We start from the raw sequence: 12,577 nt of genomic DNA on the forward strand, positions 1-12,577 counted from the left end.
GTGTCCGTACGCGAACTGGTGGTCCTCGGCACCGCCAGCCAGGTCCCCACCCGGCACCGCAACCACAACGGCTACCTGCTGCGCTGGGACGGTGAGGGCATCCTGTTCGACCCCGGCGAGGGCACGCAGCGCCAGATGCTGCGCGCCGGGGTCGCCGCGCACGACCTGAACCGGATCTGCGTCACCCACTTCCACGGGGACCACAGCCTCGGCCTGGCCGGGGTGATCCAGCGGATCAACCTGGACCGGGTGCCGCACCCGGTCACCGCCCACTACCCGCGCTCCGGGCAGCGTTTCTTCGACCGGCTGCGGTACGCGACCGCCTACCGGGAGACGGTCGGGGTCACCGAGGCGCCGGTCGACGCCGACGGGGTCCTCGCGCGGACCCCGGGGTACACGTTCGAGGCGCGGCGGCTGTCGCATCCGGTGGAGTCCTTCGGCTACCGGCTCACCGAGCCGGACGGGCGCCGGATGCTGCCGGAGCGGCTGGCCGAGCACGGCATCCGGGGCCCGGACGTGGGACGGCTCCAGCGGGAGGGCTCGCTCGGCGGCGTCACCCTCGACGAGGTGAGCGAGGTGCGGCGGGGCCAGCGGTTCGCGTTCGTCATGGACACCCGGCTCTGCGAGGGGGCGTACGCCCTGGCGGAGGGCTGCGACCTGCTGGTCATCGAGTCGACCTTCCTCGACGAGGACGAGGAGCTGGCCGTGGAGCACGGTCACCTGACGGCCGCCCAGGCGGCGGGGGTGGCGCGGGAGGCGGGCGTGCGGCACCTGGTGCTGACGCACTTCAGCCAGCGCTACGGCGACCCGGAGGAGTTCGCCCGGCAGGCGCGGGCGGCCAGGTACGAGGGCGAGCTGACCGTGGCCCGTGACCTGCTGCGGGTGCCGGTTCCGAAACGCCGGTGAGCCACCCGTACGATGCCCGGATGCCTCTGCCCAAAGCCGAACTGCACCTGCACATCGAAGGCACCCTGGAGCCCGAGCTGGCCTTCGAGCTGGCCGCCCGCAACCACGTGTCCCTGCCCTACGCGGACACCGAGGCGCTGCGGGAGGCGTACCGCTTCACGGACCTCCAGTCCTTCCTGAACCTGTACTACGAGCTGATGGCGGTCCTGCGCACCGAGCGGGACTTCGCCGACCTGGCCGACGCCTACCTCGCCCGCGCCGCCGCCCAGGGCGTGCGCCACGCGGAGATCTTCTTCGACCCGCAGGCCCACCTGGCCCGCGGGATCAGCATGGACACGGTCGTGGACGGCCTGTGGCGGGCGCTGGGCACCGCCCGGGAGCGGCACGGCGTCTCCACCCGCCTCATCCTGTGCTTCCTGCGCGACGAGTCCGCGGAGTCGGCCCTCGCCACCCTCGACGCGGCCCGCCCCCACCTGGACCGCATCACCGGTGTCGGCCTGGACTCCGCCGAGGTGGGACACCCCCCGGCGAAGTTCCGCGAGGTGTTCGAGGCCGCCGCCGCGCTCGGTCTGCGCCGGGTCGCGCACGCCGGTGAGGAGGGCCCGCCGGAGTACATCACCGAGGCGCTGGACGTCCTCGGCGTGGAGCGGATCGACCACGGGCTGCGCTGCCTGGAGGACCCGGCGCTGGTGGCGCGGCTGGCGCGGGAGCGCACCCCGCTGACCCTGTGCCCGCTGTCCAACGTGCGGCTGCGCACCGTCGACACCCTCGCCGACCACCCGCTTCCGGCGCTGCTCGACGCGGGCCTGATGTGCACGCTCAACTCCGACGATCCGGCGTACTTCGGCGGCTACGTGGGCGACAACTTCGACGCGGTCCGCGAGGCGCTCGGCCTGGACGGGGAGCGGCTGCGGGAACTGGCCCGCAACTCCTTCCTCGCCTCCTTCCTGGAGGACGACGAGGAACTGCGGGCCCGCTGCCTGGCCGAGGTGGCCGCGTACGACCTGGGGCGGGGCGTCTAGGGTCTTTCGGCGCCCGGGGGGCCTCCGGGCGTCCGTCCCCGCCCCGCTCCCTACCCCGCTCCCGGCCCCGGCACGGCCGCCGCCTGCCGGGGCCCCGCCGTTCCGTAGGCGCCCCGCACGGCCGCGGCGGGCGCCTCGACGGGGATCTCCACGACGGGCTGCTCCGCGGCGCCGACCTCGGGGACCGCGCCGCTGGGCGTGCCGGTGGCCGCGGCGACCACGGCCGCCGGGGTGCCACCGCGGCGGCGGACCGCGCCGGGCAGCAGCAGCCGGCGTCCGCCGGTGTGCAGGGCGACGGCGGTCATCGGCAGGGCGACCAGCAGCAGCCCGGCCCCCAGCGCCAGGCCCATGCCGGCGAAACCGGCCCGTGCCGAGAGCACGCTGCCCGTCAGCGGTCCGGCCGCGGCGCCCAGCGAGGACGCCGAGCCGACCAGTACCGCCCAGCGGCCCCGCGGGTCGAGGGAGGCGGCGAGCCCGATGAGGTACGAGAGCACGACCGGGTAGAGGGTGTTCCAGGCGATCTCGCCGGTGGCGAAGGTGAGCGGGGTGGTCGCGGCGGCGCTCACCGCGATGCATCCGGCGATCAGTACGGTGCCGCCGCCGATCGGCATCGCGCGCCCGAGCCGGGAGCCGATCGCCCCGGCCGCGAGGATGCCGACGAGCCCGGCGCCGAGGGCCGCGGCGAAGACGGCGCCGAGGGCGGCGTCCCCGAGGTGGGCCTGGGTCAGCCCGATCCGGCCGCTGACGCCCCACAGGGAGTTCTGGGCGAGGGACCAGCAGAGCACGGTGACGGCGAGGACCGCGCCGGAGCGGCGGCGGGGGAGCGGGGCCGTCTCGTGCGGGGCGGGCGAGGCACCGGCGCGGCCCGGCAGCCGGCCGGTGAGCGGCCACACGGCGAGCGCGGTGAGCGCGATCGCGGCGAGCGGCAGCCCGTGGTCCGGGCCGAGGTGGGGGACCGTCAGGTAGACGGCGCCGGCCAGCGCGGAGACGCTGAGCAGGCCCAGGGTGGAGGCGCGGTGCGGATCGCGTGCGGCGGCGATCCGGGTGGCGGCGACCGTGGTGGCCGTACCGGAGCCGAAGCCGCCGACGACCGCGCCGACGACGACGGCCGGGACGGTGTCGGCGAGCGCGGCGGCACCGTAGCCGAGGACGGCCAGGGTGAGGCCGAGCCGGGCCAGGGCGCGGGCGCCGCTCTTGCGTACCCGGGAGGCGAGCAGGAAGCCGGCCGAGGCCGAACTCAGCAGCAGGGCACTGCCGATGGCGCCCGCCTGGGTGGCGCTCAGCGGAAGCCCGGTGTCGAGTCTGCCGACGGTGGTGGGGAGCAGATACGGGGGGAGGTACCCGGCCGTGAAGAGGGCGACGAGGGGCCAGGGAGAGGTGCGGGGGGCGAACACGGGCGTTCCCGGGGCGTGCGAAAGGGAAGGGGGAGAGCGCCGATCGCCGGAAGGTCACGGGATCGTGCGGGGCAATTTGTATCAAGCCCGGGAGGGCCACGGGAGGCGAGCGGGTGTGATCTGGGCCACAGATGTGTTTGGGGTGGGGGAGGCTGGGTAGCAGCGATCTCTTCCGGTGGCTCGGAGGGTGGGTGGAATGGGGTGAAGTGCCCCTGTCCCGCCCGGTGTTGGGGGCCCGGTGGAGAGGTCTCGGGGCCGGCGCCGGGGCAGACGGGCCGCCCCGGGCACGGGACGCGGGTCCGGTGGCCCTCCGGGCGTTCGGGGTGCTCCGGGTGTCAGTTCGCTGGATGCCCGTGCTGCCGGTGGGCGGGCGCGGTCGTGTGCCGGTGTGGGCGCGGACGCGTGGGGGCGCGACGGTACGGGGCGCGGGGGCGTCCGGGCGCCTGCCGGTACGGGCCACGAGCCGGCGAGGGGTGCCGACCGGGCCGGTGCGGGCGGGACGGCGGATCGGGCCGGTGCGGGCGGGACGGCGGATCGGCGGATCGACAGGTCGGCGGCCGGTGGGGCGTGCCGGAGACCGGTGTGCTCCGCGGCGGGTTCTGCCTCCGGACCGCCCCGCGGGCGTGACACCCTCCGGGACGGCCCCGCCAGGCGCCGGAGGTGGTGCACACTGGCCTGATCCGCACCACGCCAGGGAGCGCACCGTGACAGCGTCCACCGTGTCCACCGCGTCGACCACGCCCGACGAGTCCGCCGCAGGACCGCCGCCCACCGGCGTGTCGCCCCGGAAACGGGCCGACACGCGGGCCGGACTCCCCGCCGGCGCGCCGGCCGGAAGGCCCACCGAGGGCCCGCACGGCGTGTCGTCGCGGGCGCCGCACGGCGTGCCGTCGGAGATTCCCCACGGCGTGCCGGCCGACGTCACGCACGACACGCCGTACGACGCGTACGACACGCCCGAGCCCCCGCCCGCCCCGCCCTCTGCCGGCACACCGGCCTCCCGGCCCCCCGCCCCCGCCGCCGACACGCCGACCACCACGCCCACCAGCCCCGCCGCGCCCTTGGCCGGCACCCCCGCGGGGCTCTCCGACGTCCCGCCCGCCGAGGAACGCACGCACCGCCACCACGCCGACGAGTCACCCGGCCGCCACCCCCAGGCCGACCCGCTCGCCGCCCTGCGCACCCCGCAGGACCCGCCCTGGGACGTGTACCTGACCGGCACCGTCTTCCTCGACGTCATCTTCACCGGACTCGACTCCGCCCCCGTGCGCGGCACCGAGTCCTGGGCGCGCGGCATGGGATCGAGCCCCGGCGGCGTGGCCAACATGGCGACCGCCCTGGCCCGCCTCGGCCTGCGCACCTCGCTCGCCGCCGCCTTCGGCGACGACCACTACGGCGACTACTGCTGGGACGCCCTCGCCCAGGGCGAGGGCATCGACCTCACCCCCTCCCGGACCGTCCCCGGCTGGCACTCTCCGGTCACGGTCTCGATGGCGTACGAGGGGGAGCGCACGATGGTCTCCCACGGCCACGAGCCCCCGCCGCAGGAGCCCTCGCCGCAGTGCCCGCCCCGCACCCGCGCGGCCATCGCCTCCCTCACCCCCGGCGTCCGCGCCCCCTGGATCGCGCAGGCGGCCGCCCGCGGCACCCGGGTCTTCGCCGACGTCGGCTGGGACGACACCGGTGCCTGGGACCTGGCGGGACTGCCCGACCTCGCCCACTGCGAGGCGTTCCTGCCGAACGCCGCCGAGGCCATGCGCTACACCCGCTCCGCCTGCCCCCGCGCCGCCGCGCACGCCCTGACCGACCACGTGCCGGTCGCCGTGGTCACCCTCGGCGCGGAGGGCGCGTACGCGGTCGACGGGCGGACCGGGGAGAGCGCCGAGGTGCCGGCGATCGAGGTGGAGGCGCTGGACCCGACCGGCGCCGGGGACGTGTTCGTCGCCGGTTTCGTCACCGGCACGCTGGCCGGCTGGCCGCTCGCCGACCGGCTCGCCTTCGCGGGGCTGACCGCGGCGCTCTCGGTGCAGGAGTTCGGCGGCTCGCTGTCGGCGCCGGGCTGGTCGGAGATCGCCGCCTGGTGGCGCCGGGTGCAGTCGGTGCCGGGGCAGGACCCCGAGGCACTGCGCCGGTACGCGTTCCTGGCGGACCTGGTCCGCGAGGAACGGGCCCGGCCCTGGCCGCTGCGCCGCGCCGTGCCCACCATCGGCTTCCGCCGCCCGGCCTGACCCAGGGGGGGCGGGGGAGGCGGGCGGGTCCCGCTCCCCGGGGTGGATCAGAATCCGAGGCGGCGGAGCTGCTTGGGGTCGCGCTGCCAGTCCTTGGCCACCTTGACGTGCAGGTCGAGGAAGACGGGCGTGCCGAGCAGGGCCTCGATCTGCTTGCGGGACTTGATGCCGACGTCCTTCAGACGCTTGCCCTTGGGGCCGATGACGATGCCCTTCTGGCTGGGGCGCTCGATGAACACGTTGGCGTGGATGTCGAGCAGCGGCTTGTCGGCCGGCCGGTCCTCGCGCGGCAGCATCTCCTCGACGACGACCGCGATGGAGTGCGGCAGCTCGTCGCGGACGCCCTCCAGGGCGGCCTCCCGGATCAGCTCGGCGACCATGACCTGCTCGGGCTCGTCGGTCAGATCGCCCTCGGGGTAGAGGGCGGGGCCCTCCGGCATCAACGGCACCAGCAGGTCGGCGAGCAGGCTCACCTGCTTGCCGCCGGTGGCGGACACGGGCACGATCTCGGCCCAGGCGATGCCCAGCTCCGCGCCGAGCCGGTCGATGGCGATGAGCTGCTCGGCGAGGGCCTTGGAGTCGACGAGGTCCGTCTTGGTGACGATCGCCACCTTCGGGGTCTTCTTGATCCCGGCCAGCTCCTTGGCGATGAAACGGTCGCCGGGGCCGATCTTCTCGTTGGCGGGCAGACAGAAACCGATCACGTCGACCTCGGCCCACGTCGTGCGCACCACGTCGTTCAGCCGCTCGCCCAGCAGCGTGCGCGGTTTGTGCAGCCCGGGGGTGTCCACCAGGATGAGCTGGGCGTCCGCACGGTGCACGATGCCGCGCACGGTGTGCCGGGTGGTCTGCGGCCGGTTCGAGGTGATGGCCACCTTCTGCCCGACCAGAGCGTTCGTGAGGGTGGACTTGCCCGCGTTGGGGCGGCCCACGAAGCAGGCGAAGCCGGCCCGGTGGACAGCCTCGGCCGGCGTTTCGGATGACTGGGTGCGCACGCTCATGGCGCCATTGTCCCCGATCCCCGACCCCCCACCGCACCACGCCCGCCCGAAGACGGTACCGCCCGCCCCGGAAGCGGGACGGGCGGCACCGGCGGCGGGACCCTGCGGCCCGCCCCCTGTCAGCCCATGGCCCGGACCGACCTCCAGTCCACGGTGAGCACGATCTTCACCGGCGCCTTGGCCTCGGTCCTGGACGGCTGGTAGATCCGCATCTGCCCGTCGGCGGCGTACCGGGCCCAGATGTCGGGGATGCCGTCCCCGTTGACGTCCGGGATGCCGAGCGCCGTCGAGATCACGGACTCCTTCCAGTTCGTGCCGTAGGGCACGTCACCGCCGAGCGAACCGGTGGCCAGCTTGAGCGAGACGAGGTCGACGCTGCCGCGGACGGGACCGGGCCTGCCGTGGCGGACGTTGAGCGCGCCGTTGTCCAGGTTGCGCCAGAGCAGGTCCGGGGTGCCGTCCCCAACATCACCCGCTACGCCTACGACGGCATGGGCCGAGTGGTGCAGGAGACGCCCGTCCTCAAGGTCGAGGACCCGCTGACGCGGGAGACCACCTCCCAGCCCGTCCCCGAGCGCGCGACCCGCTACGAGTACGGCGAGGACTGGTCCACGGTCGTCAACCCGTCCGGCGCCTCCTCCTACCGCGTCCACACCGACGCCCTCGGCCGCACCAGCCGCGTCGACACCTTCGACCCGGCGGCGCCCGGCGGCTTCACCTCCACCCGCTACACGTACGACCGGCACGGCCGGTTGGTGAAGGCCACCGGCTCCGCCGACACCGCCCACCCGTGGACCTGGGCCTACGACCACCGCGGACGGCAGACCTCCGCCACCGACCCGGACACCGGCACCACCCGCGTCACCTACGACCACCTCGACCGGCCGCTGACCACCACCAACGCCCGCGGCACCACGGTCTGGAACGGCTACGACGCCCTCTCCCGCCCCACCGAGCAGCGCCTCGACGGCCCCACCGGCACCCTGCTGTCCGACCTCACCTACGACTCGGCCCCCGGCGGCAAGGGCATGCCGGCCCGCGCCACCCGCTACACCGACGGCGAGCCGTACACACAGAAGATCGACGGCTACACCAAGGACTACCAGCCCACCTCCACCACGCTGACGCTGCCGCAGAGCATCGCCGGCACCTGGGGCCTGCAGTCCTCGTACACGTACGGCTACACCTACGACGACACCGGCAAGCTGAAGGAGGCCTCACTGCCGGCGGTCGGCCGCTTCGCCGCCGAGCAGCTCGTCGTCCGCTACAACAAGGACGGCAACCCGCTCTCGGTCTCCGGCAAGGACTGGTACGGCGCCGAGACCGTCTACGACTCCTACGGCCAGGTGCTGCGCTCGACCCTCGGCGCGCAGCCGTACCGCGTGTGGACACAGAACTCCTTCGACGAGTCGAGCGGCGAGCTGAAGGAACAGTCCGTCCACCGGGAGCAGACCGGGGACAAGACCCTGGTCGGCGGCCACCTCGTCTCCCGCCGCTCCTACGCCTACGACCCCGCGGGCAACGTCACCTCGATCCGGGAGCACTCGACCGGCATCGAGGAGCGCCAGTGCTTCGCGTACGACCCCCTCGGCCAGCTCAAGACGGCCTGGACGGCCCAGGACCAGACCGCCTGCACCGCCCCCAAGGGCAGCGACGGCACCCCGCGGGTGTCCGCCGGCAAGGACAACTCCGGCTACTGGCAGGAGTACGAGTACGACCTGGTCGGCAACCGCACCAAGCTCACCGAGAAGGACCTCACCGGCGACACCGCCAAGGACGCCACCACCACCTACGCCTACGGCAAGGCCGACGGCACCCAGCCGCACACGCTGACCACGGTGACGAGGACCTACACCACCCTCCAGGGCGCCCAGGTCACCGCAGAGGCGCGGCGCCTGTACGAGCTGACCGGCGAGACCAAGTCCGTCACCTCCGCCGACAACGGCGACAAACAGGAACTGACCTGGACCTACGACGGACAGGTCGACCGGATCAAGGGCCAGGGTGCCGGCGGCCGGACCCCGTACGTCGGGCTCGCCGACAAATGCCTCGACCTGAAGGGCGGCACGGCGACCGCCGGGACCGTGGTCCAGCTCTACGGCTGCAACACCTCCGCCGCGCAGAACTGGCGCTTCGCCGTCGGCCCCGCCCAGACCGACCCCGACAGGGGCACGCTCACCATCTACGACCACTGGTGCGCGCAGCCGGTCGGCAACGCAGCCGGGTCGGCGGTCCAGCTCCGCAAGTGCGACGGCTCGGCCGGGCAGGAGCTGAAGCGCAGCACCTCCGGTGAGCTGAAGCACCTCGCCTCCGGCCTGTGCTACGCGGTCAAGGGGGCCGACTCCGCCAACTCGACCCCGGTCGTGTTGGCCGCCTGCGACGCCACCAAGGCCGAGCAGCAGTGGGCACCCCAGAACGACACCCGGCACCTCTACGGCCCCGACGGATCACGCCTGCTGACCGTCAAGGGCAAGCAGGCCACCCTCCACCTGGGCGAGTCCGAGGTCACCGTCCAGCGCGGCGGCACCCTGGTCAACACCCAGCGCACCTACGCGGCCCCCGGCGGCGCGGTCATGCGCCACTCCTTCGGCACGGCGAGCGAGAGCCTCGTCGCGCTCGCCGGCGACCACCAGGGCAGCACCTACGCGGAGGTGGTGCTGAACGGCGAGATGCCGGTGCGCATCCGCAAGCAGGACCCGTTCGGCAACCAGCGCGGCACCGACACGGCCGGTGTCAACTTCCAGAGCCACACCGGGTTCCTGGGCGCGACGCGGGACGACGCCTCCGGCTACCAGCCGCTGGGCGCACGCCTGTACGACCCCGTCGTCGGGCGCTTCCTCTCCGCCGACCCGGTCCTGGACCTCAACGACCGCCTCCAGTCCAACGGGTACGCCTACGCGCACAACAACCCGGTGACGATGTCCGACCCGACGGGCCTGGCCATCTCCCTGACCGCCTCGGAACGGGCGGCGGCCCTGGCCGGCGCGGGCCTGTCCGCGGCGCAGGTGGCCCAGGCACACGCCACCATGGGCAAGTCGCTGACCTCGGTGATCCTCTCCGTCGCCTGGGCGACGCTCAAGGACTTCATCGGCATCAACGACGCGCTCGCCTGCTTCGGCGGCGACATGTGGTCCTGCGGCAGCATCATCGTGGGCGCGATCCCGTGGACCAAGCTCGGCAAGATCCCGTCGGTGCTGAAGGCCGTCAAGCGCACGATCGACGCGATCCAGTCCTTCCGTACGGCGAAGAAGGCCGCGGAAGGCGTCCTCAAGGCGGCCAAGGCGGCCGAGGCGGCGGCGTTGAAGGCGAAGAAGGCGGCGATCGAGAAGGCGAAGAAGGAAGCCGCGCAACGCGCCAAGAAGAAGGCCGCCGAACAGGCGAAGAGAACCACCGACAAGGCGGTCGCCAAGACCAAGAAGACCGGCAGCCCGGTCCAGAAACAGGCGCAGGCCAAGGCGGCCCCGAAGGTTTCCTCCGCGTCCTCCGGCAAGAGTTCGGGAGGCGGCGGGAAGAGTTCCGGAGCCAAACCGGGCGGCGATTCAGGGGGCTCGTCCCGTAACAAGGGCGGCTCCAGCGGAAGCGGCGGCGACGGGAAGGCGACGGACGGTCCCGGGTGCAACAGCTTCGTCCCCGGCACCAGGGTCCTGATGGCCGACGGCACCACCAAGCCGATCGAAGAGGTCAAGGTGGGCGACAAGGTCGTCGCCACCGACCCGGCAAGTGGCGAGAAGCGGGTCGAGACGGTCACCGCCGAGATCAAGGGCGAGGGCCTGAAGCACCTGGTCAAGGTCACCATCGCCACCGACCGCGCGGCCGGCCCGAAGACGGCCGAGGTCACCGCGACCGACGGCCATCCGTTCTGGGTCCCGGAACTCGGCGAGTGGATCGACGCGACAGACCTCCGCCCCGGCCAATGGCTCCAGACCAGTGCCGGCACCCACGTCCAGATCACCGCGATCGACCGTTGGACAGCCCACACGACAGCAGTCCACAACCTCACCGTCAGCGACCTCCACACGTACTATGTGCTGGCGGGGGCCACTCCGATACTCGTTCACAACTGCAACTCTGGCGTAGACTCTGCTGGCGAAGCGTGTGCTTGCGGAGGTGGCCCCCAAGCCTATTCAGTTGCCTTCGAGATGACTCTTGATGTAGCCGATTTCGGTCGATCGCGAGGTACGCATTTCAGGCGGGCGAATGAGGCGCTTGACGCGGCGCTTCAGTCGGACGCTGGCTTTGCTCAGTCGATGGAGCAAATGATTCCGGGGATCGGTGGAGCTGTCTCCTCACAGGGGGGTAGGCGAACCCCGGCTGGGTGGACCTGGCAACATGAGCCGGCCTCCAACGCCGGCGGACGACAGGGTGTGATGCGCCTCGTGCCGCGTTCCCAGCATGATCCTGGGTCGCTCTGGCAGCATCTGTTGCATCCCGGTGGCTCCGGCGGCTACTCGGAGTGGGCGGTTCCGAACGGCGCCCCACGTAATAGGAGGTGAGTCGACGATGTCGATTACATTTACGCATCGAGACGGGGGTATGGAGGACGGCACCGAGGCCGGTGTACCGTCACTCATCGCTGAGCTCGATGGGCCCAACGATGATGAGCACCCAGACGTATCGGTCACGGATGATGACTCCTCCTGGATTGTTTCAGCGTTTCAGGACGGAACTCTGGTGCTTGAAAATCTCGATGACAGCGACGTCCAGCCTCGCCATCTCCAGCACGTTTCGCGCGTGGAGATGATCCGGGTGATGGCCATCTTGGTTCGCGGTGACCTGACTGCTCTCCAGCAGTTGGATTGGCTTCCCGGTTACAACCACTGACGTTGAACTCGGGATGTCGTGCTGCTGATCAGGCAGGGCTGATGGTCAGGCCGGTTTCGGCGAGGCAGCCGTCTATGAGGTGGCTGCGGTACTGGATGTGGCGTAGGCCGTGTCGGATGCAGTGGACGAGGTGTTCGGGGTGCTGAAGGCGACGTTGGAGAGCCAGCCGCGGCGCAGGAGGGACCAGATGCCTTCGACGGGGTTGAGGTCGGGTGCATAGGGCGGCAGGTAGTAGATGGTGAGCCAGTCCCGGGAGGTGGCGAACTCCCGTAGTCCGGCGGCCTTGTGGACGTTGAGGTTGTCCCAGACGAGCACGATCGGGCCGCCGAGCTGCTGGTGGGCGGCGATCAGCAGGTCCCGGTAGTCACGCCAGGAAAAGCTCTTGCGCCGGTCACGGTTGCCGTCGTCGTGGCGAGGCCGGTAGATCAGCCGTGACTGGTGGCCTGGTTTGTAGCAGGTCAGCGCCGCGATGGATATCCGTCTGCGGGAGCGGCCGCGGACCCGGACCACCGGGGTCCGGCCGCGTGGCGACCATGTCTTTGCGTGCGGCGGCGTCATGGAGAATCCGGCTTCGTCCTCGAAGACGAGCCAGGCTCCACGGGCCGCCGCGAGCCTTCCGCGCGGGGCCACACCTCCTTGACCCACCCCACGACCGCATCGTCATCCCGCTCCATCGCTCTGCGGGCCGGTACCTGACAGGACCAGCTGTTACGCACCAACAGCTTCCGCACACCCTGGATCGTGTACGTCAGATGGAAGCGTCGGCCGTTGACCGTCTTCACACGGGCCAGCGTCCAGCGCTGGTCCTTCCAGCCATGCGCGGCCGGTCCTTTGGCCAGCTCCGCCTCCAGCTGCGTGAACTGCTGATCGCTCAGCCTCGGAGCGACGCCGGCCCCTACGACCGCAAGGACCGTGGGCCGCATCGTGCAGCGTCGCGACGGCGGCTTCCGCTCGACGTGGGTCAAGGCAGGGACACGACCACCTGCGGTACCACTCTTCGTGGTGGTCTCGCGACGTTGGGTGGTGGAGAGGGTGTTCGCTTGGCTGGGACGGTGTCGCCGACTGTCGAAGGACTATGAGTACCTGCGGGTCAACTCAGAGAACGTCATCTACCTCGCCATGGCCATGCTTCTCCTTCGTCGCCTCGCAAGAACAGCCCGCTGACAGGCTTTTCAGACGCCCTCAAACTCGCAGAGGTGAGCCCC

At 72.2% G+C, this 12,577-nt stretch carries 8 protein-coding genes and 3 pseudogenes; 6 read left to right on the top strand and 5 right to left on the bottom strand.

Translation table 11 applies throughout. The features are described 5' to 3' along the window. Both VM636_RS20840 and VM636_RS20845 read left to right on the top strand, forming a co-directional pair. Positions 1–906 carry a ribonuclease Z gene (locus VM636_RS20840; protein ID WP_053912500.1) on the top strand — a complete coding sequence of 302 codons (906 nt, stop codon included), beginning with the start codon at positions 1–3 and terminating at the stop codon, positions 904–906. Between the two features lie 20 nt (positions 907–926). Beyond that, positions 927–1,928: an adenosine deaminase gene (locus VM636_RS20845; protein WP_053912501.1), complete on the top strand. Its 1,002-nt coding sequence runs from the start codon at positions 927–929 to the stop codon at positions 1,926–1,928. Positions 1,929–1,978: 50 nt separating this feature from the next. On the opposite strand, the gene VM636_RS20850 is transcribed toward VM636_RS20845, so the two are convergent. Then, positions 1,979–3,322 (bottom strand): MFS transporter, encoded by a 1,344-nt coding sequence (locus VM636_RS20850; protein WP_053912502.1) that lies wholly within the window; start codon positions 3,320–3,322, stop codon positions 1,979–1,981. A 1,175-nt stretch (positions 3,323–4,497) separates the two neighbouring features. Here VM636_RS20850 and VM636_RS20855 point away from each other — a divergent pair. Beyond that, the gene (locus VM636_RS20855) at positions 4,498–5,550 is read left to right on the top strand and encodes a PfkB family carbohydrate kinase (RefSeq protein ID WP_234340354.1); all 1,053 of its coding nucleotides are present in this window, start codon (positions 4,498–4,500) and stop codon (positions 5,548–5,550) included. A 47-nt stretch (positions 5,551–5,597) separates the two neighbouring features. Here the strand turns inward: VM636_RS20855 and era are convergent, their stop codons facing one another. Together era and VM636_RS20865 are read right to left on the bottom strand one after the other, a co-directional pair. After that, positions 5,598–6,551, bottom strand: a complete 954-nt coding sequence (gene era, locus VM636_RS20860; RefSeq protein ID WP_030419785.1) for a GTPase Era — start codon at positions 6,549–6,551, stop codon at positions 5,598–5,600. A 119-nt stretch (positions 6,552–6,670) separates the two neighbouring features. After that, positions 6,671–6,877 carry a hypothetical protein gene (locus tag VM636_RS20865; protein ID WP_030419784.1) on the bottom strand — a complete coding sequence of 69 codons (207 nt, stop codon included), beginning with the start codon at positions 6,875–6,877 and terminating at the stop codon, positions 6,671–6,673. 129 nt (positions 6,878–7,006) lie between these two features. On the opposite strand from VM636_RS20865, the pseudogene VM636_RS20870 reads away from it, so the two are divergent. Both VM636_RS20870 and VM636_RS20875 read left to right on the top strand, forming a co-directional pair. After that, a pseudogene (locus VM636_RS20870) lies at positions 7,007–10,618 on the top strand (ricin-type beta-trefoil lectin domain protein); the annotation flags it as partial. 466 nt (positions 10,619–11,084) lie between these two features. Then, positions 11,085–11,372: a hypothetical protein gene (locus VM636_RS20875; RefSeq protein ID WP_030419782.1), complete on the top strand. Its 288-nt coding sequence runs from the start codon at positions 11,085–11,087 to the stop codon at positions 11,370–11,372. Between the two features lie 28 nt (positions 11,373–11,400). On the opposite strand, the pseudogene VM636_RS20880 reads toward VM636_RS20875, so the two are convergent. Together VM636_RS20880 and VM636_RS20885 are read right to left on the bottom strand one after the other, a co-directional pair. Beyond that, positions 11,401–11,930 (bottom strand): annotated as a pseudogene (locus tag VM636_RS20880) (transposase). Next, a pseudogene (locus VM636_RS20885) lies at positions 11,927–12,279 on the bottom strand (winged helix-turn-helix domain-containing protein); the annotation flags it as partial. The pseudogenes VM636_RS20885 and VM636_RS20880, both read right to left, overlap by 4 nt. Positions 12,280–12,296: 17 nt before the next feature. Here VM636_RS20885 and VM636_RS20890 point away from each other — a divergent pair. Next, positions 12,297–12,536 (top strand): transposase, encoded by a 240-nt coding sequence (locus tag VM636_RS20890; protein ID WP_338486417.1) that lies wholly within the window; start codon positions 12,297–12,299, stop codon positions 12,534–12,536. Positions 12,537–12,577: the final 41 nt, after the last annotated feature.

The sequence above is a fragment of the Streptomyces sp. SCSIO 75703 genome, from assembly GCF_036607905.1.
GTDB lineage: Bacteria > Actinomycetota > Actinomycetes > Streptomycetales > Streptomycetaceae > Streptomyces.